24 protein-coding genes are annotated in these 26,178 nt (G+C 58.6%); 12 read left to right on the forward strand and 12 right to left on the reverse strand.

Annotated elements, in window-relative coordinates:
• Window positions 1-15: 15 nt before the first annotated feature.
• A complete protein-coding gene (locus tag ACR3EQ_RS06385; protein WP_170610947.1) occupies window positions 16-405 on the reverse strand; it encodes a nuclear transport factor 2 family protein in 390 nt (129 codons plus the stop codon).
• Between the two features lie 153 nt (window positions 406-558).
• On the opposite strand from ACR3EQ_RS06385, the gene ACR3EQ_RS06390 reads away from it, so the two are divergent.
• The 4 genes from ACR3EQ_RS06390 to ACR3EQ_RS06405 all read left to right on the forward strand — a co-directional run bounded on the left by ACR3EQ_RS06390 (window position 559) and on the right by ACR3EQ_RS06405 (window position 2,780).
• Window positions 559-981: a DUF2852 domain-containing protein gene (locus ACR3EQ_RS06390; RefSeq protein WP_170619150.1), complete on the forward strand. Its 423-nt coding sequence runs from the start codon at window positions 559-561 to the stop codon at window positions 979-981.
• A 66-nt stretch (window positions 982-1,047) separates the two neighbouring features.
• Window positions 1,048-1,479: an RDD family protein gene (locus ACR3EQ_RS06395; protein WP_480490121.1), complete on the forward strand. Its 432-nt coding sequence runs from the start codon at window positions 1,048-1,050 to the stop codon at window positions 1,477-1,479.
• A gap of 77 nt (window positions 1,480-1,556) precedes the next feature.
• Window positions 1,557-2,381, forward strand: coding sequence for an arginyltransferase (locus ACR3EQ_RS06400; protein WP_480490123.1), 825 nt, complete (start codon window positions 1,557-1,559; stop codon window positions 2,379-2,381).
• Between the two features lie 9 nt (window positions 2,382-2,390).
• Window positions 2,391-2,780 (forward strand): VOC family protein, encoded by a 390-nt coding sequence (locus ACR3EQ_RS06405; RefSeq protein ID WP_170610438.1) that lies wholly within the window; start codon window positions 2,391-2,393, stop codon window positions 2,778-2,780.
• Window positions 2,781-2,911: 131 nt separating this feature from the next.
• Here ACR3EQ_RS06405 and ACR3EQ_RS06410 read toward each other — a convergent pair whose 3' ends face one another.
• The 3 genes from ACR3EQ_RS06410 to ACR3EQ_RS06420 form a co-directional block, all read right to left on the reverse strand.
• Window positions 2,912-5,266 (reverse strand): TRAP transporter large permease subunit, encoded by a 2,355-nt coding sequence (locus tag ACR3EQ_RS06410; protein WP_170677533.1) that lies wholly within the window; start codon window positions 5,264-5,266, stop codon window positions 2,912-2,914.
• A 17-nt stretch (window positions 5,267-5,283) separates the two neighbouring features.
• Window positions 5,284-6,210 carry a TRAP transporter small permease subunit gene (locus tag ACR3EQ_RS06415; RefSeq protein WP_170610432.1) on the reverse strand — a complete coding sequence of 309 codons (927 nt, stop codon included), beginning with the start codon at window positions 6,208-6,210 and terminating at the stop codon, window positions 5,284-5,286.
• Window positions 6,211-6,330: 120 nt separating this feature from the next.
• A complete protein-coding gene (locus ACR3EQ_RS06420) occupies window positions 6,331-7,413 on the reverse strand; it encodes a TRAP transporter substrate-binding protein (protein ID WP_170805523.1) in 1,083 nt (360 codons plus the stop codon).
• Between the two features lie 249 nt (window positions 7,414-7,662).
• Between ACR3EQ_RS06420 and ACR3EQ_RS06425 the strand changes: the two genes are divergently transcribed.
• Together ACR3EQ_RS06425 and ACR3EQ_RS06430 are read left to right on the forward strand one after the other, a co-directional pair.
• The gene (locus ACR3EQ_RS06425; RefSeq protein ID WP_170805522.1) at window positions 7,663-9,096 is read left to right on the forward strand and encodes a cache domain-containing protein; all 1,434 of its coding nucleotides are present in this window, start codon (window positions 7,663-7,665) and stop codon (window positions 9,094-9,096) included.
• Window positions 9,093-9,740 carry a response regulator transcription factor gene (locus ACR3EQ_RS06430; protein ID WP_170610423.1) on the forward strand — a complete coding sequence of 216 codons (648 nt, stop codon included), beginning with the start codon at window positions 9,093-9,095 and terminating at the stop codon, window positions 9,738-9,740. Before ACR3EQ_RS06425 ends, ACR3EQ_RS06430 begins: the two co-directional genes overlap by 4 nt.
• A gap of 71 nt (window positions 9,741-9,811) precedes the next feature.
• Here ACR3EQ_RS06430 and ACR3EQ_RS06435 read toward each other — a convergent pair whose 3' ends face one another.
• Complete coding sequence (locus ACR3EQ_RS06435; RefSeq protein ID WP_170815606.1) at window positions 9,812-10,201, reverse strand: bleomycin resistance protein; 390 nt, start codon at window positions 10,199-10,201, stop codon at window positions 9,812-9,814.
• A 50-nt stretch (window positions 10,202-10,251) separates the two neighbouring features.
• Entirely contained in the window at window positions 10,252-11,097 is an 846-nt protein-coding gene (locus tag ACR3EQ_RS06440) for a HalD/BesD family halogenase (RefSeq protein ID WP_170610419.1), read from the reverse strand.
• A 422-nt stretch (window positions 11,098-11,519) separates the two neighbouring features.
• On the opposite strand from ACR3EQ_RS06440, the gene ACR3EQ_RS06445 reads away from it, so the two are divergent.
• The 3 genes from ACR3EQ_RS06445 to ACR3EQ_RS06455 all read left to right on the forward strand — a co-directional run bounded on the left by ACR3EQ_RS06445 (window position 11,520) and on the right by ACR3EQ_RS06455 (window position 14,944).
• The gene (locus ACR3EQ_RS06445) at window positions 11,520-13,271 is read left to right on the forward strand and encodes an acetolactate synthase 3 large subunit (RefSeq protein WP_170610417.1); all 1,752 of its coding nucleotides are present in this window, start codon (window positions 11,520-11,522) and stop codon (window positions 13,269-13,271) included.
• A gap of 67 nt (window positions 13,272-13,338) precedes the next feature.
• Complete coding sequence (ilvN, locus tag ACR3EQ_RS06450; protein ID WP_170610415.1) at window positions 13,339-13,899, forward strand: acetolactate synthase small subunit; 561 nt, start codon at window positions 13,339-13,341, stop codon at window positions 13,897-13,899.
• Window positions 13,900-14,215: 316 nt separating this feature from the next.
• The gene (locus tag ACR3EQ_RS06455; protein ID WP_480490126.1) at window positions 14,216-14,944 is read left to right on the forward strand and encodes a helix-turn-helix domain-containing protein; all 729 of its coding nucleotides are present in this window, start codon (window positions 14,216-14,218) and stop codon (window positions 14,942-14,944) included.
• Between the two features lie 27 nt (window positions 14,945-14,971).
• Here the strand turns inward: ACR3EQ_RS06455 and ACR3EQ_RS06460 are convergent, their stop codons facing one another.
• The 3 genes from ACR3EQ_RS06460 to prfB all read right to left on the reverse strand — a co-directional run bounded on the left by ACR3EQ_RS06460 (window position 14,972) and on the right by prfB (window position 18,493).
• Entirely contained in the window at window positions 14,972-15,754 is a 783-nt protein-coding gene (locus ACR3EQ_RS06460; protein WP_170610400.1) for a DUF2189 domain-containing protein, read from the reverse strand.
• Window positions 15,755-15,778: 24 nt separating this feature from the next.
• Window positions 15,779-17,179, reverse strand: coding sequence for an amidase (locus tag ACR3EQ_RS06465; RefSeq protein WP_480490128.1), 1,401 nt, complete (start codon window positions 17,177-17,179; stop codon window positions 15,779-15,781).
• Window positions 17,180-17,365: 186 nt separating this feature from the next.
• On the reverse strand, window positions 17,366-18,493 hold the full coding sequence (gene prfB, locus ACR3EQ_RS06470; protein WP_170610394.1) for a peptide chain release factor 2: 1,128 nt from the start codon (window positions 18,491-18,493) through the stop codon (window positions 17,366-17,368).
• Window positions 18,494-18,623: 130 nt separating this feature from the next.
• Here prfB and ACR3EQ_RS06475 point away from each other — a divergent pair, with 130 nt between their 5' ends.
• Entirely contained in the window at window positions 18,624-18,983 is a 360-nt protein-coding gene (locus tag ACR3EQ_RS06475) for an aminoglycoside phosphotransferase family protein (RefSeq protein WP_480490130.1), read from the forward strand.
• A 22-nt stretch (window positions 18,984-19,005) separates the two neighbouring features.
• On the opposite strand, the gene ACR3EQ_RS06480 is transcribed toward ACR3EQ_RS06475, so the two are convergent.
• From ACR3EQ_RS06480 to ACR3EQ_RS06490, 3 genes are all read right to left on the reverse strand, one after another.
• Window positions 19,006-21,495, reverse strand: a complete 2,490-nt coding sequence (locus tag ACR3EQ_RS06480) for a PBP1A family penicillin-binding protein (protein WP_170610366.1) — start codon at window positions 21,493-21,495, stop codon at window positions 19,006-19,008.
• A 95-nt stretch (window positions 21,496-21,590) separates the two neighbouring features.
• Entirely contained in the window at window positions 21,591-22,811 is a 1,221-nt protein-coding gene (locus ACR3EQ_RS06485; protein ID WP_170816580.1) for an N-acetylmuramoyl-L-alanine amidase, read from the reverse strand.
• A gap of 66 nt (window positions 22,812-22,877) precedes the next feature.
• The gene (locus tag ACR3EQ_RS06490) at window positions 22,878-24,041 is read right to left on the reverse strand and encodes an aminotransferase class I/II-fold pyridoxal phosphate-dependent enzyme (RefSeq protein WP_170824475.1); all 1,164 of its coding nucleotides are present in this window, start codon (window positions 24,039-24,041) and stop codon (window positions 22,878-22,880) included.
• Between ACR3EQ_RS06490 and ACR3EQ_RS06495 the strand changes: the two genes are divergently transcribed.
• Window positions 24,040-25,419, forward strand: coding sequence for a M48 family metalloprotease (locus ACR3EQ_RS06495; protein ID WP_480490133.1), 1,380 nt, complete (start codon window positions 24,040-24,042; stop codon window positions 25,417-25,419). The two genes, ACR3EQ_RS06490 and ACR3EQ_RS06495, sit on opposite strands and share 2 nt — an antisense overlap.
• Window positions 25,416-26,174 (forward strand): DsbA family protein, encoded by a 759-nt coding sequence (locus ACR3EQ_RS06500; protein ID WP_480490135.1) that lies wholly within the window; start codon window positions 25,416-25,418, stop codon window positions 26,172-26,174. Before ACR3EQ_RS06495 ends, ACR3EQ_RS06500 begins: the two co-directional genes overlap by 4 nt.
• Window positions 26,175-26,178 lie beyond the last annotated feature (4 nt).

Here is a 26,178-nt window from a genome sequence, read left to right on the forward strand (position 1 = left end):
AATGAGACAATCCGGTCACTCTCCGGTCAAAGGCGTGTCCTGACTGAAACTGTTCACCCAAACGCCGTGCCGCCTTTCCCAAAGAGATGAAATCAACATCGCCTCTTTCATCTTCGAATTCGGGCGCGTGTAGTCAGCGCGATAACTCAGCAATACGATGTCCTCCGTCAAAACCCGGAGCCTCGCATCGCCGAGTTCAAAACTGGCCATCGTCGGCGCATCCGCGAACTGCCCGACATGAGCGTCACGGTTCGCAAAGCCCGTTGGGTATACGCCTAAGAAATCCGGGCTCAGCAAGGCCCGGTCAGCCGTCGCGTCCCCCTCGACCAGCGCCGTCCAGACCTGGCGTTCAAGCGAAAGGATTTCTTCCAATGTCGGGGCGGATTTGTATTCGCGGTCATCCATAGCCGGAACCTGCGTGCGTGACGCCCCTGCGTCAACCGCAGTTGAGGAAATTGCCAAAATGTAAATCTTTTTCACATTACCCCTTGCAACCCGGTTTTACCGCTCCCATCTTGGTGATGTGAAGACGATTTACATCAACCCCGGAGACCTGAAATGACCGCATTGTCCGACCACGCCACTCCCCAAAACCCGGGATGGCTGCACCGTTCCGAGGCCTGGCTTGACGACAAAGGCAAAGGCGCCTGGATCGCCGTCATGGTGCTTGGTTTCATCATTTTCTGGCCGATTGGCCTGGCCCTTCTGGCCTACATGATCTGGAGCAAACGTATGTTCAGCAAATCCTGCAGCCGCCGCAAAACCTGGCACAGCCACATGAGCGCCATGAAACCTTCGGGCAACAGCGCATTTGACGCCTACAAGGCCGACACGCTGGCCCGACTGGAGCGTGAACAGGCAGATTTCGAAGCATTTCTGCATCGCCTGCGCGAAGCCAAGGACAAGGCCGAATTCGACCAGTTCATGGATGAACGCGCCCGCGAAAACCATGATGAGCCGGAAAACGGCGAGCGCGCCTGATCCAGCCTTGCCCTGTCCCGTCATTCGGGACAGGGTACACCTGCATAACCTCCCGGAATTCCTTTGATGACCCACCTGCCCGATCCCGACCGCCAGCCTGAATTCTATCAGTCCGTGGCGACCAAACGCTTTGTCGCATGGCTTTTCGACATCGCCTTCATCTCGCTTCTTTGCATCGTCCCGGTCTTCCTGACATTTGGAATGGGCGTTTTCTTCCTGCCCCTGATCTACGGGATCATCAGCTTTGTGTACCGGGTTGTCACCATCTCTAACGGATCCGCGACGCTGGGAATGCGCTTCATGAACATTGAATTGCGCGATGCCTTCGGTGCACGGATGGATACCGGCAAAGCACTGGCCCATACCGCCGGCTATTTTGTCAGCATGGCATTCTTCGTGATCCAGATCATCTCTGTCATCATGATGCTGACCAGTTCCCGCTGCCAGGGGCTGACCGACGCGTTCCTTGGAACCGTCATGATCAACCAGCGGGCATAAAAGAACCGACGCCTTAAATCACTTGGCGGCTCGTGGAAGCGTTGCTATCATCGCGTTGCGGGAAACACGGGACTTTCATGCGACACACGCTGCCAATAGCGCCACAGTTCTATGTGACGGCACCACAGCCCTGTCCTTATCTTGAGGGCAGGATGGAGCGTAAATTGTTCACCGCCCTTCAGGGTGATGGCGCCGATCAGTTGAATAACTCGTTGTCCCAACAGGGTTTTCGCCGATCTCAAAATGTACTCTACCGCCCGTCCTGCACGGACTGCGCCGCCTGCCTGTCCGCCCGGATCGACGTGTCGACCTTTCAACCCAACAAAAGCCAGAGGCGCGCCGCAAAACGCAATGAGGGTCTGGAGCGCCGCGCCAATTCCCCCTGGGCGACGGACGAACAGTACGAGCTGTTTCGCCGCTATCTCGATACCCGCCACGCCGATGGCGGTATGGCGGACATGGACGTTTTCGAGTTCGCCGCGATGATCGAGGAAACGCCGATCCGCAGTCGCGTGGTTGAATATGCTGACCCCAAAACCGGCGATCTGATCGCTGTCAGCCTGACAGATGTGCTCGATGACGGGCTGAGCATGGTTTATTCCTTTTACGACCCCGCCCAACCGTCCAACTCGCTTGGCACCTACATGATCCTCGATCATATCGATATCGCGCGCGAGGCTGGCCTGCCTTACGTATACCTGGGCTACTGGGTTCCGGGCAGTCCCAAAATGGGATACAAGGCCCGGTTCTCGGGTCTGGAAGCGTATATTCAAAACGAATGGAAACCTATCCGGGATCCTGATGGCCTGCCTGACGCACAGCATCATCCATTGTCTACAGCTCCGATTGCGGAACAAGTCGCCAATATCCAGCTGCCTGACCGCCACCCGACCAAAGGCTGAAAAGCATCCATGCACCAAAACCTGCACGCCGTCACGCTGGTGGTTCCGGATTATGACGAGGCGATTGCATTCTATACCGAAACACTGAATTTTGCGCTGTTGCAGGATATTGCGCTTGGCGAAGGCAAGCGATGGGTTCGTGTTGCGCCACCGGGTTCCGGAGGCGCATCGCTTTTGCTCGCACAGGCTGACGGTCCCGACCAAAAGGCCGCCATCGGCAATCAAACAGGCGGCCGTGTCGGCTTTTTTCTGGAAACTGACAACTTCCAACGCGACCACACCGCAATGCGTGAAAACGGTGTCCATTTCGAAGAGGACCCCCGCCACGAACCCTATGGCACCGTCGCCGTCTGGTGCGATCCGTTCGGCAATCGCTGGGACCTGATCCAGTTCACCTGATCCGTATCTTCATCTGGCTGAAAATATCCCGGGGATGAACCGGCCAAAGGCCAGGAAGGGGCTGGCCCCTTCCTACCAAGTTCAAAGCAAAGGGGGCCCGAAGGCCCCCTTTTCATTTTGTCAGTCTTTGATCAATTCGGGATCAGATCCGGCACAATGGTTACAATCGATGGGAAGAACCACAGGATTCCGATGCCCACGACCTGAATTAGGACAAACGGAACGATCCCACGATAGATATGACCTGTTGTCACCTCTTTGGGCGCGACGCCCCTCAGGTAGAACAGCGCAAACCCAAATGGCGGTGTCAGGAACGAGGTCTGCAGGTTCACCGCCACCATGATCGTCACCCATTTCGGATCGAACGACCCGCCATAGATCACTGGGCCCACGATCGGGATCACGATGTAGATGATTTCCAGGAAATCCAGCACGAACCCAAGGATGAACAGCACCAGCATCACGATCAGGAAGACCGTGAACTCGTTGTCGAAACTCTTGAGGAATTGCTGGATATAGTGCTCGCCCCCGAACGAGATCACCACCAGGTTCAGCAATTGCGAGCCGATCAGGATCGTGAACACCATCGAGGTCACTTTTGCGGTTTCCCGCACCACAGGTGTCAGAACGCCGCTGGAGAACAACACCCAGCATCCGAACAGCAACCCGAACAAAGCGAAAAGATAGGTGCCGTAGGCCAGGAAGAAGGCGACCCAGGTCTCAGCGGTGACACCGCCCTGATTGATCCTAAGGTCGAAATTCACCCCAAGCAGCAAGCAGATGATCACGGCAAAGGTCGACCAGATGATGATATTGCCCGACCGTTCCTGATCCTTCAGCTTGCGGTATGCAGCCAGCATGATCGCACCACCAGCCCCCAGCGCGGCTGCCGGTGTCGGGTTGGTCACACCACCAAGGATCGAGCCGAGAACGGCGATGATCAGAACCAGCGGCGGGAACACCACGCGGATCAGATCATTAGTCGCACAGCGCGCGGCGGCCTCCTTGCAGCCATAGATGGCCAGCGCAAAAGGCAACGCTAACAGCACGAACGTGGCCCCTGACGTGGTCGTTGGCGCAACCAGCAGCACATCGACCAGCAGCATCAGCAACAAGCCAATCCCACCCACGATCAAGGGCTGCACGGGACGGGATGGCGCGATGCCGCGGCCCAGCACCAGCGTCAGGCCCAACAGTACCACGACAATCGCAACGCCGGTTCCGATCGGCGCTGCGGCAGCGATCTTGGCTTCCTGCGCCGCGGCCAGTTCTTCCTCGCTCAGCCGCTGCGCCTCAGACACGCCACCGGCGGCGTCAATCGCCTCTTGCTCGGCGACGGCCTGATCCCATGCTTCCTGGCCATGCAAATCGATCATCGACGCCTGACATTCGGCCGACACGCTGGTCCGCAGCGAAGCGCCCTGCCCGATATCCGAAAACCCGGAGACAGTGATATTCTGGCTTCCGATAACGCCAACACTGCTCAGCAGAAAGGCACCGGCGATCAATGCCACCGGAGCACCCAACAGCCATGTCAGACCCTCGGCGCGCGTGATTGGTTCACCGCCACCGCCGGACATCTCGACCGCGGGCGCCTTTTCCGGGTTGAGCAGAGCGTAGCCAAAGGCATAAAGCGCATAGAGCAACGCGAGCATGATACCCGGCAGCAATGCCGCCTGAAACAGCGTACCCACCGAAACCACAGCAGGCTCACCCAGGTAGGTCAGCGCGTCGGTACACCCGGCCTCAACCGCCCGGGTTTCCTGTGCGGTGGAATACAGATCACCCGCCAGCGTTCCCAGCAGAACGATCACGATGGAGGGCGGAATGATCTGCCCCAGCGTGCCCGAGGCAGCGATCACACCTGTCGCAAGTTCCGGCGAGTAGTTGTTGCGCAGCATAGTGGGCAACGCCAGCAGACCCATGGTCACTACGGTCGCGCCCACGATACCGGTCGAGGCAGCCAGAAACGCGCCCACAACCACGATCGAAACGGCCAAACCACCGGGCAGCGGGCCAAAGACACGGGCCATGGTGGTCAGCAGGTCGTTCGCGATTTTCGAGCGTTCCAGGGTGATGCCCATCAGCACGAACATCAAAACGGCCAGAAGGGTTTCAATCGACTGCCCCGCCAGAACACGCTCGTTCATCCGGTTCACGATGAAGGATACGTTCCGGTCCAGCGCTGTTTCCCACCCTGCGGTAAAGACCGGTTCTGCGATTCTCGGCAAGTCCGGATATCGAAACACCGAGATCACATCTGGTTTGACACCCGAATTCACGACGTCCCGATAGGCTTGTGACCCGGTGTCGATTGCCTGATGGACCAGCAACCCGGCGCTGTCCAGTGCCGCGATGATCCCGAACGAGATCACCCCGGCCCCACCAATGGCGAAGGCCACCGGAAAGCCGCTCAGAATGCCTCCGAAAAGGCAGAAGAATACGATAATGAGGCCTATCTCGACGCCATCAAGTCCGAATAGCATTGTCTTGGTCTCCGTCCTTAATGTGCGCCTTCGTAGGCTTCTTCACCCTCACCAAGGCTGTCCTTGTCGAGGTATTTTCCTTCGCTTTCCGGCCCTTCCACAAATTCCAGGTAAGACCGGTAAAGGAATGCAATCGCGTGCAGGAACACCATTGCTGCAAAGGCAATCAGCAGAATTTTGAACAGGAAGTAGCCATTGAAACCATTGGGGCTGAAACCGATGGTTTCGACGTTCCAGCGCATCGCGCGGGATTTCATGACCAGCCTGTCCAGCGTGTCGCTGGCCGATGGTTTCGGCACGATCAGGTGCCGCCACATGAAGTACCAGCCGTACATCCAGGTCAGTACCGCCATCGGCATCATGAACAGGACCGACCCCAGCATATCGACCACACGCTTGGCCCTGTAACTGATCCCGGCATAGATCAGGTCGACGCGTACGTGACCGCCCTGCACAAATGTGTAGGTGCAGCACAGGCATACGACCATGGCGTTGTAAAGTTTAAGCTCTTCAGCATACCAACTGATGTCCATCTGGATCGGAATACCGAAACCAAATGCCATGTCCGGACGCGCGAACACGCGCTGCATGAAAACGATGACGATCTGCTGGATGACCATCAGCAGACCGGCCCAGGCAAAGAACCGGCCAGTGGTGTTGGCGAACCCTTCGAGACCGCGCACCATCCCCCACATAAAGTTCCTGAAATACAGCCCGACGGCCGTCAGAACCAGAAAGATGGTGAAAACCACAAAGAAGAACTCGACCGACCCGCCGTAGTAGACAAAGCGCATGATCGCCTCTTTGTCCGACCAGTTCAGCCAGAGCTGCGGATGCGTGATGGCGTATCCGAAATTATAGAAGGCTTCGGCAATGTTCTGAATGAACCACACCAGTCCATTCCACAGGGCGCCGAAGAACGAGATACCGTTTTCGTCCTGCATGTTGTCCCCAGGTCGCGTCAGTTGCACTTGTTATTATAGCCGGTTTGAAATCACCGTGCATGTGCAACAGGAAAGGTTCCCCCGCGTGTGCGGGGGAACCATGTGAGTGTGAGCCGGATGTTAGCCGCGGACGCGGTCGCGCTGCGAGGTATAGACGCCCGACGACAGGTTGAGCCATGCCGAAGACGCGGTCGACGAAGCAACCGCGCTGTCGTGGATCTTCTTGAACAGCTCGTCGCCCATGTTCTCGTCCAGCACTTCCTGGCTGGCTTGGCCAAATGCATCCCAGACGCTGTCAGGGAATTCCATGACCTTGACGCCACCCGACTGCAGACGCTGCAGTGCTGCACCGTTGTTGGCCAGGAACTGCGACAGGTTCCACTGGTGACATTCGCCTGCAGCGATCTCGATGATCTTCTGCTGGGCGGGTGTCAGGCTTTCGAACACGTCGCGGTTGGTTGCCAGCGACAGGCCCGCATTCGGTTCATGGAAGCCGGCGGTGTAGTAAACCTTGGTGATTTCCTGGAAACCGGCCTTTTCGTCGGCCCACGGACCGATCCACTCGGTTCCGTCAATCGCGCCCGAGGACAGCGCCTGATACACTTCCGAACCCGGAATGTTCTGAACCGAAGCGCCCAGTTTACCCAGTGCTTTACCGCCCAGACCCGGCATGCGGAACTTCAGACCGTTGAAATCTTCGGGGCTGTTGATCTCTTTCGAGAACCAGCCGCCCGCCTGTGCACCGGTGTTACCGGCCAGGAACGACTTCAGACCAAAGATCTGACCCAGTTCGTCATGCAGCTCCATGCCGCCATCCTGGTAGTACCAGTTCACCATTTCCTGCGCGGTCATGCCGAACGGAACAGCGGTGAAGAAGGCATAGCCCGGGTGCTGACCAACGAAATAGTAGTCAGCGGCGTGGTACATGTCGGCCTGACCGGACGATACCGCGTCAAACACCTCGAACGCGCCAACCAGTTCGCCTGCAGCTTTGATGTCAACGGTCAGATTGCCATCAGACATTGCCGTGATGCTGTCGGCGCAACGCTGGGCGCTGTCGAAAACACCAGCCAGACCACGACCCCACGAAGTCACCATGGTCAGCGTGCGCTTGCCCTGCGCGTAAGCCGGTGCCGCCAGCGTGGTGGCTGCAGCTGCCGAGCCGCCCAGTGCAGATGTTTTCAGAAATGAACGACGATCCATATGAGTGTTCCTCCCCTACATATTCAAAAACCCGGCGACAGCCGGGTCAGTCGTTTTCGGTGCGCGTCAGCCTAAATGTCGTCGCGGGAATGTGAATACCAAGTACTACGTAGACGATCAGTTTTTTTCATCTCGCCAGATGCAAATACCGTGCTTATCAGGCCCGTTCCGCTGAATTTCCGCCAAATCTGATTTTCCGTCCCCGCAATCCTTTTGCTTTTCCGGCCGGGCTTGCGTATCGATTCGAACATGGCAGGGCTTCGACATCTGGTCTCACTCACCTATGCGCAAAAGCTGTCGCTTGTTGCGGCAATTCCTTTGGTTTTGGCAGTGGCCGCGATTGCTTTGGTCGTCGCTTATGAATCGCGCGCAACTGCCGAAAGCGAGATACAGGCGCTTGAGCGGCGCCTGATCGAGGCCAAAAAGGAAGAACTGCGCAACTACGTCACACAGGCCCGCAACGGATTTGCCTACATCTATGGTCGCGCCGAGCCTGATGATGACACGGCTAAAAGTCTTGTGACGCAAATCCTGGCAGCGATGATCTATGGCAAGGACGGGTTCTTCTTTGTTTATGACTATGACGGCAACAACCTGGTCAGTCCGCGCCAGACCGAGTTCATCAACCGCAACTGGGTCGGCCTGACCGACAGTGACGGCACCCCTGTCGTGGATGAGTTCATCCGCATGGCCCGCCAGGGCGCAGGCTGGCACAGTTTCATGTGGCAAAAGCCCTCGACCGGGGAAGAAGCGCAAATGATAGCCTATGTGGTCGGACTGCAGGACTGGCGCTGGGTTGTCGGCACCGGCGTTTTTATCGATGACATCGTCGCCACGGTCGCCAACGCAAGGGCCGAGGTCGAAGCGAGGGTGCGACGAACATTCATGTATATCGGCGGCATTGTTCTGGCGGCGGTGCTGATCGTGTTCGCATCGGGCATGTTGCTAAATTTCCGCGAGCGGCGGCTGGCGGACGCCAAGCTGAAAGAGCTGACCCAACGCGTGTTTGACGCGCAAGAGGAAGAACGGGGCCGCGTGGCGCGCGAGTTGCATGACGGGATCAGCCAGATTCTGGTCGGTGTTCGATACGCGCTGGACAATGCGCGCCGACGTCTGCTTCGCGGTGATGATGACGGTGCCCGGGACCCGCTCGACAAGGGGATCGACAACCTGGGCTCTGCCATCACCGAAGTCCGCCGCATCAGCCGGGACCTGCGTCCCGGAGTACTGGACGATCTGGGCCTTGGCCCTGCCCTCAAGGCGCTGACCGACGATTTTGCCGAGCGCACCGGGATTGAAACCGAATTCACCACAGTCGTTTTCCGAAATCGACTGGATCAGGACAGCAAGATCGCGCTCTACCGTATCGCACAGGAGGCACTGACCAACATCGAACGTCACTCCGGGGCGACCCGTGTTACAATCGACCTGCGCGGGCACAAGAAGGGTGCGACCATGCGCATCACCGACAATGGCTGCGGCCTTCGCACCGGGCCGGACCAGTCCAGTGCCGGGATTGGATTGCGTAATATGCAGGAGCGTATCGAACAGCTTGACGGATCGCTGCGCATTCTGTCATCACGCGGCGCGCAAAGCGGAACCGTAATAGACGTCGACCTGCCCCTCAGCCACCTCTTGTCCCCTCAGGACGACGCGACACCGAACCGAAAGGCCGGGACATGACCGAGCAAACAATCCGAGTCCTTATCGTTGATGACCATCCCATGGTCGCCGAAGGCATCCAGTCCATCCTCGAAAGCTATGACGGGATCGAAGTCGTCGGAACCCTCGGCAGCGGGCAGGACGCAGTGGATCAGGCTGCGCGGTTGAACCCGGACGTTGTTCTGATGGATCTCAACATGCCGGGCATGGGCGGGCTCAGCGCCACTGAAATCATTCTGGAACGCCTGCCCGACATTCGTATCCTGATCCTGTCCATGCATGACAGCCCCGAGTACATTTCGACCGCCCTGAGTCATGGCGCGAAAGGATACATCCTAAAAGACGTCCCGACCGATGAGATAAAACATGCCATCGACGCGGTGATGAAGGGCGAACAATATCTGTGCACCGGGGCCAGCGGGTCGCTGAAACCAAAAGGCGACAACGCACGCGAAGCGCTGACCGGGCGGGAACAGACGATCCTGCTGGAACTTGCGCAAGGTAAATCGAACAAGGACGTCGCGCATGCGCTGGATATTTCCGTGCGCACCGTCGAAACGCACCGCAAGAACATCAAGCGCAAACTCGGCATCTCATCGACTGCCGGTCTGACCCGTTATGCGCTGGAACATGGCATGTTGCAGGGGACAAGCCCCGGCTTTTGATACGCGCGCAGCGCTGCCCGCCCCAACGAGAGGAGATGCGCCAAAGGCGTATTGACGATGGGCGGGAGGGTTTATCCCTGCGGTCTCTCTCTGATGTCCTCACCAAAGAAAACCAGTGTCCCGTCTTCATCTATCACGTGGAATTCGCGCTGCTCATAGGGCTGGTCAAACGGTGGGCGCACGCGGCCCGCTGGCAGGTCGGCCAATCCCGCACGCAGGCTTTCGAACAGATCGTCGATGCCCTCGACATCGATGTAAAAGGACTGATCATCGCCCAAAGGGCGGCCATCATCGCGTTGCGGGCATTGCAAAAGGCGGATCGCGACGGCTCCGTGCCTCAGGAATGCATAATTGTCCTGCCTGAAATTGCAGGTAAACCCAAGTCGTTCGGTGTAGAAGCGGATCTGGGCATCTAACGAAGAACACAAAACGAATGGTGTCAGTTGCAAAATTCGCGGCATGAGGCTCCTTTCGGCCGATAGATCACGGGTTCCCAAATCCCGATATGGGGTCAATCCAGCAACTGATCTCGCCGATTCCCTTCGCGTTCATAATGATGCGGCAATACGCGACCGTAAAGTTGCCGGGTCCGCTCGACACCGCCGCACATCCCTGCCGTCTCGACAAACGAGAATATCCCGACGTAGCGGTTGCGCGGTCCCTTGACCGGAGCAACCCGATGCAGCGCATACCGCCCCTTGAATATCTGCAGATCCCCCGGCTGAAGTTCCAGTTCACGTACCTGCGCCCGGTTGCCATCCAGTATCGAGGCCACCTGGCTGAAATTCTCGTCTTCTGCCGTGCGCAAATTGGGCACATATTCAAATGTTCCGCCGGTTTCGCCGTTCTGGATGGCAAGCGTAACGGTGAAATTGTTGGTATCGAAGTGCCACGGAAAGCCCTGCCCCTCCTCGACCACGTTGATAATCACGTCCGCCAGGGGATCGTCGTAACGGAAAAACCGGTCCTCGGACTCGTCAAGCGCATCCCGCACGAACGGCATGAAGCCTTCATATTCGTAAATCCGGCGCAAGGGGCCGGAATCCGGGAAATTGTCCGCCGGAACAAACGCGTTTGATCGGTCATAGAAGCGTCGTATCGGATGGCCGATCCCGAACCGGGGATCGTCCTTGGTGAAATAGGCGTTTGTCCGGTTGAACGAGCGATGTGCCTGGGGGGCGACCGCATCGGCTTCGCGCACCAGCAAGTCCAGCCCCGCCTGATGCACAAACCCGGGCAAAACCGCGCATCCGTCCCTGTCCAGATCCCGCCGCAGATCGGCGATCATCTGATCATAGGCGCGCGAGTCCGGCCGGTCGATCGGATACCGTCCCAGATCCACCAAATCCTGTAGCATGGTTCGCCTCCTGAAACTGTTGACCTGGGTTCAGCGTGACCCAGTCAATTGCACCTCTCATGTCAATTTCAGACATGGGGCTGACGCAATTAGACCACTGCTGACATGGCAAGGATTGACCCCAACCGGCCCAATTTCACGGAAATTCCGGGCATGCGGCAATCTGCGCAACAAAATGTCGCAAAAACCCTGCCCTGAGATAGAAAATTGGCACAATTGCCTGTTGACGCCCCTTCCCCCCGCTCATAATGTCCCCCCACGCAAAGAAGGAGCCTCTGGCGATGAAAACGCTAGTCGTAATCGTAGGAACCACGCGCATGGGCCGGTAACGGTAAACCATAATCGAACCCATGCGCCTCCGAAAATCTCGGGGGCTTTTTTTTGTCAAACGCAAGACACATGTCGCGAACGGAGCAAAGCAGATGACACGTGAGATGACCGGCGCAAAGATGGTGGTTCAGGCCCTCAAGGATCAGGGCGTGGACACAGTATTCGGATACCCCGGCGGCGCCGTGCTACCGATCTATGATGAGATCTTTCTGCAAAACGACATTCGCCACATCCTGGTACGTCACGAACAGGGCGCGGTTCATGCAGCCGAAGGCTATGCCCGCTCGACCGGGAAGCCCGGCGTTGCGCTGGTGACGTCCGGCCCCGGTGCCACAAACGCGGTAACGGGTCTGACGGATGCATTGCTGGACTCGATCCCGATCGTCGTTCTGACCGGTCAGGTTCCCACATTCATGATCGGCTCGGACGCCTTTCAGGAGGCCGACACCGTTGGCATTACCCGCCCATGCACCAAGCACAACTGGCTGGTCAAGGACACGGATTCTCTGGCCGCGACCATGCACGAGGCCTTTCATGTCGCCAAATCGGGCCGCCCCGGTCCGGTGCTGATCGACATCCCGAAGGATGTGCAGTTCGCCTCGGGCGAATACAGCCCGCCCAAGCCCTCGACTTCGCATTACCAACCGGTGCTGAAAGGTGATCTGGAAGAGATCACCGAACTTGTCGCGGCAATGGAAACCGCGAAAAAGCCCGTGTTCTATACCGGCGGCGGCGTGATTAACTCGGGCCCTGCCGCCAGCCAATTGCTGCGCGAACTGGTGGATGCGACGGGCTTTCCGATCACTTCAACCCTGATGGGTTTGGGTGCCTATCCGGCGTCGGGTAAGAACTGGCTGGGTATGCTGGGCATGCATGGTCTTTATGAAGCCAATCTAGCGATGCACGATTGCGATCTGATGATCAATATCGGCGCGCGGTTCGACGACCGGATTACCGGTCGGATCGATGCGTTCTCGCCCAAGTCGAAAAAAGCCCATATCGACATTGATCCTTCGTCGATCAACAAGGTGATCCGTGTGGACATCCCGATTGTTGGCGACGTCGCCCATGTTCTTGAGGACATTCTGAAAGTCTGGAAAGCCCGCGGGCGCAAAACCAATGCCGCTGCCGTCAAGAAATGGCAGGCTCAGGTCGATGAGTGGCGCAAGGTCAACTGCCTCGCCTATACCAACAGCGAAAAGACCATCAAGCCGCAATACGCGCTGCAACGGCTGGAAGAACTGACGAAGGACCACGACCGTTACATCACAACCGAAGTGGGCCAGCATCAGATGTGGGCCGCGCAGTATCTTGGGTTCGAAGACCCCAACCGCTGGATGACCTCAGGTGGCCTGGGCACGATGGGCTACGGCTTCCCCGCCTCCATCGGCGTACAGATGGCGCATCCCGACGCGCTGGTCATCAACGTTGCCGGAGAGGCATCCTGGTTGATGAACATGCAGGAAATGGGCACCGCAGCGCAGTATCGTCTGCCGGTGAAACAGTTCATCCTGAACAACGAACGTCTTGGCATGGTACGTCAGTGGCAGGAATTGCTGCATGGCGAACGCTATTCCCATTCGTGGTCCGAAGCGCTGCCCGATTTCGTCAAGCTCGCCGAGGCGTTCGGAGCCAAGGGTATCCTGTGCACTGACCCGGCCGATCTGGATGATGCGATCATGGAGATGATCAACTATGACGGCCCGGTGATCTTCGACTGTCTGGTTGAAAAGCACGAGAACTGCTTCCCCATGATCCCGTCGGGCAAGGCGCACAATGAGATGCTGCTGGGCGAGGCCGAAACGCAGGGCGTCATCGACTCCAAAGGCTCGGTTCTGGTCTGACAAAAATCGACAAATTTTGTCGGGCGCCTCTTGTGCCCGGCACTATGTGATGACGAAAGGGACATAAATGTCTGCCCTACATATCAAAAAAGGCGCGAACCGCCATTCGGCCTATAACCTACGCCCGACTTTCTCGGACGTGCAGGAACAGCATACGATCGCCGTTTTGGTCGAGAACGAACCGGGTGTTCTGGCCCGCGTGATCGGACTGTTCTCGGGCCGCGGTTACAACATCGAAAGCCTGACAGTGGCCGAGGTGGATCATACCGGCCATCTCAGCCGTATCACCATCGTCACCACCGGCACGCCGCAGGTGATCGAGCAGATCAAGGCGCAGCTGGGTCGGATCGTTACCGTCCATGACGTGCATGACCTGACCGTCGAAGGTCCCTCGGTCGAGCGTGAACTGGCGATCATCAAGGTTGTGGGCGAAGGCGACAAGCGGGTCGAAGCGCTGCGTCTGGCGGACATCTTCCGTGCCAACGTGGTCGACAGCACGCTGAATTCCTTCATCTTCGAGATCACCGGCGCCCCGGACAAGATCGACGCCTTCGCCGATCTGATGCGTCCTCTGGGCCTTTTGGAGATCGCCCGTACTGGCGTTGCCGCACTGCTGCGCGGCGACTGAGCTGAAAACTCCGCTCCGGACACAAGATCATTGCGACCAGGGCGGGCCAGCCCGCCCTGGTTAGCGCCCCAATTGACTGCAACGCGCACGTCGGTGTGGCTGCGGTTCAACTGCCATACGCCTCAGAAATCGAAAATAAGACCACTCAAATGGCGATTTAGCCTATTGCGTTTATTCCTTTGGGCGTTAGCCTCTACACGCAACGAGACGTGAACACACGTCCGTCAGGTGTTTAGTCACGATTTCAGACGCAGCGCGCCCTATGAGCCGCACGTGTCCTTGGTTCCAAAAAGAATACGTGAGTTCCGGGACGAGAATGACGAATGACTTCCGCAGCCCTGCTGAATTGCGCAGAATGTTCGGCGCAAATCTGAGATTGCTGTCTCACCAGTACCCCTCTGTCTCAGAGCTTTGCCGCCAGCTTGGTATCAACCGGACGCAGTACAACAGATATCTTAGCGGCGAGAGCTTTCCCAGGCCCGACGTACTGGACCGCATTTGCCGCTTTTTCAAAGTCGACGCCCGTATCCTGCTGAAACCACTGGACGAGATCGCCCAGCCTTTCCGCCACCCCGCAGCCTCGGCCCTGACCGAGTTCCTGGGGTCTGGCCCGAATGCCTTGCCCGAGACCCTGTTTCCTGCCGGATTCTACTATGCGACGGAATCGGCGCTGGACAGCAACAACGCGCTGCGGCATCGGTTGTTCTACGCCCGCAGACTGCCGCAATGTACGCTTGTGCGCAGCTACGAGCCTCGTCCCACCATGCCCGAGGCGCCGCCCAAAGAACGTGAGGTTCAGGGCATTGCCGCCTGCGCTGGTCGTCAGATCTATATCCTGATGTCACAGCGCGACGCGCAAAACAGCCGGATGTTCCTGATCTCTCATCATTCCGGAGATCAGGCCGGTCAACTGCGGGGCGTGGCAATCAGATTGTCGGACACATCCACGGACCCCAGCGGGACACGGCGGATCATGTTGCGGCATCTGGGATCGGACCGGTCCGCAGTCTTCGGCGCGGCAAGGGCCGCACGCGCCTGGCTATGATCCTGTACTTGGAACAAGCCCCCTGCCTTACTCGGAAACAGCATTCTGTTCCTGCGTGATCAGCCGGTACAGATGCCAACTGGCGTGCCCCAGTAACGGCAACACAAGAAACAACCCAAGAAACCAAGGCAACATCGCCACAAAGGTCAGAACCGCAATAAACATGCCCCATCCGACCATGACCGGGAAATTGTCACGAACATAGCTGAAGCTGGCGATCATGGCGGTTACGAAATCCAGTTCGCGATCCAGCAGCATCGGAATCGAAAGCACTGTGATCATATACAGCACGGTCGCGAATATTGCGCCAACGACCGAGCCGATGGCCAGCATCGCCAATCCGTTCGCAGTCAAAAACACCTCAATCGAGGAAGAGACATTCGTCATGGTGGAAAGCCCCATGAACAAAGCGAAAATCATGTGCCCCAGAAAGAACCAGAACAGAAACATCACTACGATGATCGCACAGATTGAGGGCAACTGGCGGCGGCCCTGCTGCAGCACCACGCCAAAAATCGACCCGAAATCCAGCGGTTCTCCCTGCTCAAGCCGATGGGATACTTCGTAAAGTCCAACCGCCGCAAATGGCCCAAGCAGCGGGAAACCGATCGCGGCAAGAACAAGCCAGTAGGTGGTTCCTGTTTTCAAAGTGACCCATGCCATTGCCCACCCGGCCAACACGTAGAATCCCGCGAACAGAAACCCGAATACCGGCGCCTGACGATAATCGGCCCATGCCTGACGAATAGCCTGCCGCAGCATCGCCGTATCGGCCTGCTGCATTGTCGGAACGCCAAAGGGTTTTTCCATGTCTGTCTCTCCTCCCCAGCGACCCTATTGCAGGGCCGGTCGTTTTTGGGGCCAGCCGGTTGCATCGTGATAGCTTGCCCCGATGGACAAAAGCTTTGCATCAGCGCCGCGCGGCCCGAAAATCTGCATTCCCATTGGCAGACCGTTCTCTCCAAAACCCACAGGAACCGACAGGCAGGGCAACCCGATCAGGCTGACCGGTGTGACGACCTGCATCCAGCGGTGATAGGTGTCCATCGCCTGCCCGTCTATTTCGGTCGGATACGCAGTTTCGACGGCAAAAGGCCACACTTGAGCCGTTGGCAGCACCAGCGCATCATACGTCTCAAACAAACGGGCGGCACATCGATACCACTCGGATCGCAGAACGCTGGCGTGATGCACGTCCATCGCACTTAGCGCCAGTCCCCGATCCAGCTCCCATTGTGCGGTATCCTTCAGCACGTCCCGATGCTCGGACAGTTCCAAAAGCCCAGCCGCAACGCTCCAGGATCGCAGTGTAATCCAGCTGTCCCAGATCTGGCTTGCGTAAAAAGGCGGTTTTGTTTCTTCGACCTCGGCCCCCAAATCCGAAAACACGGTCAGCGCGGACCGGCACAGATCGGCGATCCCGGTTTCGAACGGAAAGGCACCGCCCCAGTCACCCAGCCAGCCAACACGCAAACCGGTGAGATCAACCGGCAGCACAGGTGATACAGCGCCGCCATCAACTGACATTGGCTGACCTGCATCCGGACCTGCCATGACGTCCAGCAAAATACCCAAATCTTGCGGGCTGCGGGCCATGGGGCCCAATGTCGAAAGCTGATGCAGAAAACCGTCTCCGATCGGTTCACTCGGAACCCGGCCCCAGCTTGGCCGGAACCCGTATACATTGTTCCAAGCCGCCGGGTTGCGAAGGCTGCCCATCATGTCCGAGCCATCCGCCAAGGCCACCATACCCGTGGCCAACGCCACCGCCGCGCCGCCGGACGAACCACCGCAGGTTCGGGCGGGGTCGTACGGGTTGCGCGTGGCGCCATACACCGGATTGAACGTATGCGATCCCAGCCCGAACTCGGGTGTATTGGTTTTGCCGATCAGAATGGCGCCGGCAGCCCGCAATCTTTCTGCGATCAGATCGTCCCGCTCGGGCACGTTGTTTCGGTAAATCGGCGATCCATGAGACGACACAATCCCGGCCACATTGACCAGATCCTTGACCGCCATGGGCAGTCCATGCAGCGGGCCGCGCCGGGGACCGGCATCCAGCGCCTCAGCCTCGGACATCAACTCATCCTCATCGCGCAGGGCGACGATGGCGTTGACCTCTCCATTAACGCTGGCAATCCGATGCAAGGTTTCGCGCATCAACTCAGCAGCCGTCAATTGCCCCGAGGACAGCGCAGACAGCAATGCAACGGCGGAAGTTTGGCTCAGATCCATGGGAGTTCATCAGCTCAGATACAACGTGGTCGCCACCAGCCTAGCCGGGGCAACCTGCCAATTAAACCCACTGTTTACATGTATCTTTTCGGGACCCCCAGGCACCCCGACGGATCCGCTTCATCTGGCCAAAAATATCCCGGGGGAGTCGCGGCCCGCCGCGACGGGGGCAGAGCCCCCTTGGTATCAGCCGTCGCCCTGCGCTTCGGACCGGCTTTTGCCGGCAACGTTCTGGGCCAGCGTGGCTGCCATAAACCCATCCAGATCACCGTCCAGAACCCCTTTGGTATCCGAGGTTTCGTGATTGGTCCGCAGGTCCTTGACCATCTGATAAGGCTGCAACACGTAAGACCGGATCTGATTGCCCCACCCGGCATCGCCCTTGGCTTCGTGCGCCGCGTTGATATCGGCGTTGCGACGGTCCAGTTCCTGCTGGTACAGGCGCGATTTCAGCGCCTTCATGGCGATGTCACGGTTCTGATGCTGCGACTTCTCGGACGATGTCACAACGATGCCCGTGGGGATGTGCGTGATCCGAACCGCCGAGTCCGTGGTGTTCACGTGCTGACCACCGGCACCCGAAGAGCGGTAAGTATCGATGCGGATGTCCGACGGGTTCACCTCGATCTCGATATTGTCGTCTACCACCGGATAGACCCAGACCGAGCTGAACGACGTGTGCCGCTTGGCCGCCGAGTCATAGGGCGAGATGCGCACAAGCCGGTGCACCCCGCTTTCCGACTTTAGCCAGCCATAGGCGTTGTGGCCTGAAATCTTGTAGGCGGCAGACTTGATCCCCGCCTCTTCACCCGCGGTCTCGGACTGCAATTCGACCGTATAGCCCTTTTTCTCGGCCCAGCGCACATACATCCGCGCCAGCATCGAGGCCCAGTCACAACTTTCGGTGCCCCCCGCGCCCGAGTTGATCTCAAGGAACGTGTCATTGCCGTCTGCCTCGCCATCCAGCAGGGCCTCAAGCTCTTTCTTGGCGGCCTTGGCCTTCAGTTTCCTGATTGCGTCCTCGGCGTCGGCGACGACTTCTTCGTCCTCTTCCATCTCGCCCAGTTCGATCAGTTCGACATTGTCACTCAGGTCGGTCTTGATCGACTCGTAGGTTTCGATGGCATCGACCAGCATCTGGCGCTCGCGCATCAGCTTCTGAGCGTTCTCCGGGTTGTCCCAAAGGTTCGGGTCTTCGACGCGTGCGTTAAATTCCTCAAGCCGGTGCGGCGCCGTTTCGTAATCCATGCGCTTCGCCAGCAGCTCCAGCGACTTTTCTATTTCCGCCACAATATTCTGGGTTTCGGCGCGCATGGTTTTGTCCCAACTTGCTCAATCAGGCCTGCGTGATAGCAAGAGGCGTGAGCCACCACAAGACAAGTGAGGTGCGAATGAAGGATGCGTCGGGCGAGTTTTTGACAGTTGGGACCTGACACGCATCGCGTTGCTTGCGGACACGGGGCTGGCCCAAGATCTGTTAAGCAGTCAGCACACGCACGACCCGCTTCACGGCGATCTGCATACCGACAACGCGCTACTATCGGATGCCGGTCCTCGGGTTATAGATGCCAAGGGATATCTGGGGGATGCCGCTTTCGAAATGGCAAACGCTCTGCGACATCCAAAAGGCATGCCGGAACTTGTACGCGAGCCTTCGCAAGTTAGCCGCTGCCTGTCGTTCTATTCGGACGCACTGGACGTGCCGGCCAAACGGTTTGCCAAATGGGCTGCTGCCAAATGTGCGCTATCGATCTGCTGGCGGTCTTGTGAACAGATTACCGATGACAGCGAACTGACCTGTTGAACCTATTCCTACAAGTTGCGGACTAGTATAGTCCGCCCCCCTGCAGATCACCCTGGCTTGCGTTGGGTCCGACCGTAACTGTACTTCCGGTGGAAGTTGTCACCTGCCGACCCGATCCGCTTACTTCTTCGAACAGTGGCAAATCGGAACCCATGGCAAAGCCGCCATCGAAAATCCGGTCTATGAAGCCATCGACACCGTCGCGGAAATACTCGGCAACCACATATTCCCCGACCGCATCCTCTGGCAGGCGCGCCCCGCTGAAACGGTCAATCTTGATGAAGTGCCCGCCTGGCGGAACTTCGAACGGACCGCCGCCATATTTCTCGACCGCCTTTTCCATGAAACTTTGGAATACCGGCCCGCACATCGTACCGCCATAGGCGCCACTGCCCATCGGACGCGGTCGGTCGTAGCCAATATAGCAGCCGGCCACGATGTTCGAGGTGAAGCCGATAAACCAGGCGTCCTTGGATTCGTTGGTGGTGCCAGTCTTGCCGGCAGTCGGCACCGGCAGGTTGACAACACGCGACGCGGTGCCGCGATCAACCACACCTTTCATCATAGACGTCAATTGATAGGCGGTGATGGCATCCATAACCTGTTCGCGGTCGGTCACGATCTGCGGCGACTCATCCGGTTCCAGCCAGGTCGAGTTGCAGTCCAGACACTGGCGGTCATCATGCCGGTAGATCGTCTTTCCGAACCGGTCCTGGATACGGTCGACCAGAGTGGGTTCGACCCGCTCGCCGCCGTTCGCGAACATCGCATAGGCGGCGACCATTTTGTACAGCGTCGTTTCTTCCGATCCCAGCGAGTTCGCAAGGAACGCGCCCATTCGGTCATAAACACCAAACCGTTCGGCATATCCCGCAACCACCGGCATCGTCACCTCCTGGGCCAGACGGATGGTCATGAGGTTCCGCGACTGTTCGATCCCGGTGCGCAGCGGTGTTGGCCCGTAGAATTTGTTCGACGAGTTCTTGGGCCGCCAGAGACCCTGCGGCGTGTTCACCTCAATCGGGGCGTCCACAACGATGGTGGCGGGACTGTAACCACTGTCCAGCGCGGCGGCATAGACGAAAGGCTTAAAGCTGGACCCCGGCTGACGCTGAGCCTGCGTGGCACGGTTAAACACCGAATCCTGATACGAAAACCCGCCCTGCATCGCCAGAACACGGCCCGAGTTCACATCCATCGCGACGAAGCCGCCCTGCACCTCAGGCACTTGGCGGGCAGACCACTGCCCTTCTTCCCCGGCCATCACCAGAATGACATCGCCGCGCTTGAAATTGTCCTTGAAACTGCCCTGCATCCATTTGATGTCTTCGCGTGGAATGGTTCCGTCTGCCGGACCGTTTTCGATACCCACGGTCAGCGACTGATCGGCCACATTCATCACAACAGCCGGATACCATTGGGTCGGCAATTCGACATCGCGCGGAATTTCCATGATGGCCAGCGCCTCGCGCCACTGGGCTTCCTCCGCCAGTTTTTCTTCCGGGATCACCTCACCCGTACCGCGCCATTTCCCGCGCGAGCGGTCGTATTTCTGCAGGGCCGTGCGCAGGGCCTTGGCAGCTTCGACCTGCATTTCCTCGTCCACCGACGCGCGCACAGTGAAACCGCCGGTAAAGAATTCACCCTCGCCGAAATCTTCGCTTAGCTGGCGGCGGATTTCGTCGGTGAAATAGTCACGGGGCGGCAATGCCGTGCGGAAGCTTTCAAAGTCACCGTTCTGTACCGAGCGCAAAGGCATGTTGACCTCGGCCTCATAGGTAGCCCGGTCAATGTAGCCGTTCTGGTTCATTTCCCGCAGCACGTAGTCGCGACGCGCCAGCAAGCGTTCCTTTTGCAAAACTGGATGGTAGTTTGACGGCGCCTTCGGCATGGCAGCCAACATGGCGGCCTCATGCGGGGCCAGTTCCTGCAGCGTCTTGTTGAAATACGTCTGTGCTGCTGCCGTCACACCGTAAGAGTTCTGGCCCAAAAAGATCTCGTTCATGTAAAGTTCGAGGATCTGTTCCTTGTCCAGAGTGTCTTCAAGCCGGGTCGCAAGGATGATTTCCTTGATCTTGCGTTCGGCCTGCCGGTCGCCGGACAACAGAAAGTTCTTCATGACCTGCTGCGTGATGGTCGACGCGCCGCGCACGTTTTCACCTTTGGATTTCACCGCTTCGACACCCGCAGCAATTATCCCGCGCGGGTCATAGCCCTGATGGGTGTAGAAATTCTTGTCTTCCGCCGAAATAAAGGCCTGCTTCACCAGATCCGGGATTTCCTCGGACGGCGTGAACAGGCGGCGTTCCTGGGCGAATTCGTCGATCAGCTGCCCTTTACCGGAATAAATCCTGCTGATCGTGGGCGGCTTGTACTGCGCCAGTGATTCATGACTGGGCAGGTCGCGCCCATACATCCAAAAGACCGCACCGATGACCAGTGCCGCCATGAAGATACCCAGGGTCACGAGGCTGAAGATCGCCCCGAAAAACGAAAGAATGAACCGGATCACTGTACTGCCTTTTACTCGCGGTGCGGCCTATATAGTGTCGGCCCCATGCCAGGTCAAAACACCATGGCGTATTCTAGCCTGTTTGCGACGCGGGGTCACTGGCCAATCAATGAGCGTCTGATTACATCCTGCTGTCGCCAGTTTTCCAGACCGTTGTAAATCCCACGCGCCATTTGCGCGCGCCATTCGGAATTTTGCAGGTTTTTCAGGTCTCTGGGGCTGGAAAGAAAACCCAGTTCGACCAGCACCGAGGGAATGTCCGCCGCCTTGAGAACCGAGAAAGAGGCCGTACGGACGGGCCGCCGGTTCATCGGACCACCTTGCTGCGCCATGCCATTGGCCAAAGCCCGCGCCAATGCGTTGGTGCGCGGTCTGGTTTCCTGACGGGCCATGTCCAGCAAAACATCCGCAACCTGATCGTCGGCCCCGTTCAGATCCACCCCCGAGAGCAGGTCGCCCCGGTCGTGACGTTCCGCAAGTTTCTGGCTGGCAACATCCGATGCGTCAGTTGACAGGGTATACACGGCCGCACCATGCGCCTGCCCGTCCGACAGGGAATCCGCGTGCAGCGAGATGAACACATCGGCACCGGCCCGATGCGCCAGCGCAATTCGCCGCTCCAGCGAAACAAACTGGTCTTCGACGCGGGTCAGAACCACTTCATACCCGCCTGAACGCAGCAATAGCTCTTTCAGTTCGCGCGCAAAGGTAAGCATCAGGGTTTTTTCATCGGTGCCGCCAACCTCGGCCCCCGGGTCGATGCCGCCATGTCCAGGGTCCAGCATGACGCGAATGGGTCCGTCGGGATCACGCGGCACTGCCGGAAGTGGGGCGGTCGCTTCCGGCAAATCCCAACCGGGAACCTGAGGAGCACCGGCGCTGGCATTGAACAAGTCGAACTCGACCCCCTTGAGCATAAGGGACAACACCGCGGTGCCTGTTATCTGATCCAGCTTCAACTGCGCCGTATCGACACCCATCGGCGCACCAAGTTCCAGGACCAGACGGGACCAGCCGGGGACGTAAGTACCGAACTGCACCTCACTGATCCGTTCGGATTGCAGGAATTCACTGCTGATCAGACCCGTCCAGTCGACCTCGCGGAAGTCAAGCACCATGCGATACGGATCCCGCAAAGTGAAAACGCGGTAAGGCACGCCCTGGCTCAGCCCGATATCCACCTTCACGCCGGTTCGGCCGACATCCGTGATACGGCTTTTGTCCGGCTGCACGCGCGCAAGGGCGCTGAAATCCTGCGCTGCGACAGCGCCCGTCAGCGCCCAGATCAGCGCGAAGGCATAGAAAAGTCTGCTCATGGCCTCAAGTTTTCCCGAGATCGTGTTGCGCAGACCCTACTGTACCAGCGCCGGTTTGTGAACGGGTTACACTGCCTGCGGGATGGCCCCTCGTGCAGCCATGAAGCTGCGCAGCCGCTGCAACCCTTCCTGTATGTCCGCCGTCGAGCGGGCATAGGAAAATCGAAGGGTCTTGTGGCCGCGTTCGGGATCGAAATCCAGCCCTGGCGTCACCGCCACACCGGCCTGTTCCAAAATCTCAGCCGCAAAGGCGCGGCTGTCCTGCGTCAGGTCCGATACATCGGCATAAACGTAGAAAGCGCCGTCCGGCGGTGCGATATTGGTAAATCCGGCTTTGGGCAGCCCATCCAGCATGAGGGCTCGGTTTTGCCGGTAGACGTCCAGATTGGCCTGCAGTTCGTCCTCGCAATCCATCGCGGCCAGCGCCGCGACCTGGCTGGCGTGTGGGGCGCAGATGAACATGTTCTGAGCGATCCGCTCGACCACGCGCACTTGGTCCTCGGGCACCACCATCCAGCCGACCCGCCAGCCGGTCATCGAGAAATACTTGGAGAACGAGTTGATGACGTAGCATTCGTCCGTCAGTTCCAGCGCGGTGACGGCTTTGGCCTCGTATTCCAGGCCGTGGTAGATTTCGTCGCTTATGAATGACGCGTTCTGTCCACGGGCCGCATCAATCAGCGCGGCCATAGCCGGTCGATCCAGCATGGTACCGGTCGGGTTTGCCGGGGACGCCACCATCAAACCTTGCAGATCAAGCCCCGCGAAATCCGCCGGGACGGGTTGCAGGCGGTTTTCCGGCGCGGTCGGCAGATCGACCGGAACCAGCCCAAGCGCCCTGAGGATCTGCCGGTAAGAGGGATAGCCCGGCGCGCCGATACCGACCCGATCGCCGCTGTCGAAAAGCGCGGTGAACGCCAGCAGAAACCCACCGGAAGATCCGGGCGTAATCACCACCCGGTCAGGGTTCAGATCGACATTGTACCACTCGCCATACATTTGTGCGATCCGTTGCCGCAGCGCCGGCAGGCCCAGCGAAACGGTATAGCCCAGCGGCGACTGACCCATGGCCGACGCCAAAGCCTCGACTGCGCCTTTGGGGGCACCGGTTCCGGGCTGCCCGACTTCCATGTGGATGATATGGCGTCCTGCTTCTTCGGCGCGGCGCGCGGCTTCCATCACATCCATCACGATGAAGGGATCGACCCCGGATCGGGTTGAGTTTCTCATGGCCATCTCCCATGTTGCGGCCATGGCTTTTGAACGCGTATCCAGGCTGGCGTCAATCCCGGCCATGTTGCTGATTGCGGTGACATGGATAACCGGCGCTGTTCCCGCCAAGGCACAGGGCCTGATCCGCGATCCTGACATCGAACACGGATTGCGGGAACTGGCTTTTCCGGTGCTGCGGGCTGCTGGACTGAACACGAACAGGGTGCGGATTCTGGTCGTCCACGACAAGACGTTCAACGCCTTCGTCATCGATTACAACGCCATCTACGTGAACTACGGGCTGATCCTGACTGTCGACAGCCCCGAGATGCTGCAGGCTGTCATCGCGCATGAGGCCGCACATATCGCAAATGGCCATCTGGCCAGACGTGTGGAAAACCTGCGCGCCGCAAAGCGCAATGCTTCTCTGGGAACCGCTTTGGCGCTGATTGTCGCCGCGGCGGGCGGTGGCGAAGCAGCCGGCGGCATCGCTGCCGGGACATCCGGATCAGCCCTGCGCAGCTTTCTGGGGCATACACGCGCCGAAGAGGCATCGGCAGATCGCAGTGCGGCAGGTTATCTGCGATGGGCGGGCATCTCACCAAAGGGCATGGTGGCCCTGCATCGCAAGTTTGCCGGCCAGGAACTGCTGAGCGAGGCAAATCAGGATCCTTATACACGGTCCCACCCCACCAGCCGGGAACGCCTGCGCGCGGCCGAGGCGTTTCTTGACGAGTTCGGAGACAACTCGACCCACAACGCCAATGCCGACTACTGGTTTGCCCGCGTCAAGGGCAAGCTGTCTGCGTTTCTGCGAACGCCTGCCTGGACAATGCGACGCGCGCGCGAGGAAAGCGCGGAGGATATTCGCCTGATGCGCCAGGCAGCAGCGCACCACCAGAACCGAGATCTTGCCGCGGCGCGCGCGGCGATTGACGGGGCACTGGCCATTCGCCCGGACGATCCGTACTACTACGAACTCAAGGGGCAGATATTGCTGGAAAACAGGCAGATGGATCAGGCTGTTGCCGCCTACGGCCGTGCTGTTGAAATGGCCCCGAACGACTCACTTATCCTCGCCGGGTACGGGCGGGCGCTGCTGGCGCAAGGGCAAACCGAGAACGCCCTGCAAGCGCTTGAAAAAGCCCGCGCGCGCGATTATCGAAACGGTCGGCTGATGCAGGATCTGGGGGTTGCCTATTCTCAGGTCGGCAACAACGGAATGGCCGCGGTTGTGACAGCGGAACGATTTGCCCTGCAAGGTCGCATGGCCGATGCAGGCATCCACGCAAAACGGGCCATAAGGCAATTGCCCGAAGGGTCTCCGGGATGGCAAAGGGCGCAGGATGTGCTGATAGCCTCGGAACAGGTAGAAAAGAAAAGGAAACGCAGATGATCCTCAGACATGCAGCCATGGCCCTTGTTGGGCTTTCTCTGATCACCGGACCGGTGCAGGCGCTGGACCTGAACGACATGAGCGACGCCGAAAAGGCCGAGTTCGGTACACAGGTTCGCGAATACCTGCTGCAAAACCCCGAGGTGATCCTCGAGGCGATCAACATTCTGGAGCAGCGCAACGCTGCCGCCGAGGCCGTGGCAGACCAGGAACTGGTCGCCGCCAATGCCGAGGACCTGTTCAATGACGGCTATAGCTGGGTGGGCGGAAACCCCGATGGCGACATCACTCTGGTCGAGTTCATGGACTATCGCTGCGGATATTGCCGCCGTGCGGTTCCCGAAGTGGATGCTCTGCTGGCGGAAGACGGGAACATCCGGCTGATCATCAAGGAGTTCCCAATCCTTGGCGAAGCTTCGATGATATCGTCCCGCTTTGCCGTGGCGACCAAACATGTCGCAGGTGCAGATGCCTACAAGCAGGTGCACGATGCGCTGCTGGAATTCACAGGCGAACCCAACGAAGTCACGCTGCGTCGTATCTCGGATGGTCTGGGTCTTGAAACCGACGACATCATCGTCGCCATGGACAGCGACGCGGTTTCCAAAGAGATCGCCCAAACCCGAGAACTGGCGCAACGCATGCGGATTTCCGGCACCCCGTCGTTCGTGCTGGGTACTGAACTTCTGCGCGGCTACCTGCCTGCCGACCAGATGCAACAGATTGCGGACGGTGTTCGGGCCGAACAAGGGTAACGAT

The sequence above is a fragment of the Ruegeria sp. AN11 genome (assembly GCF_056536005.1).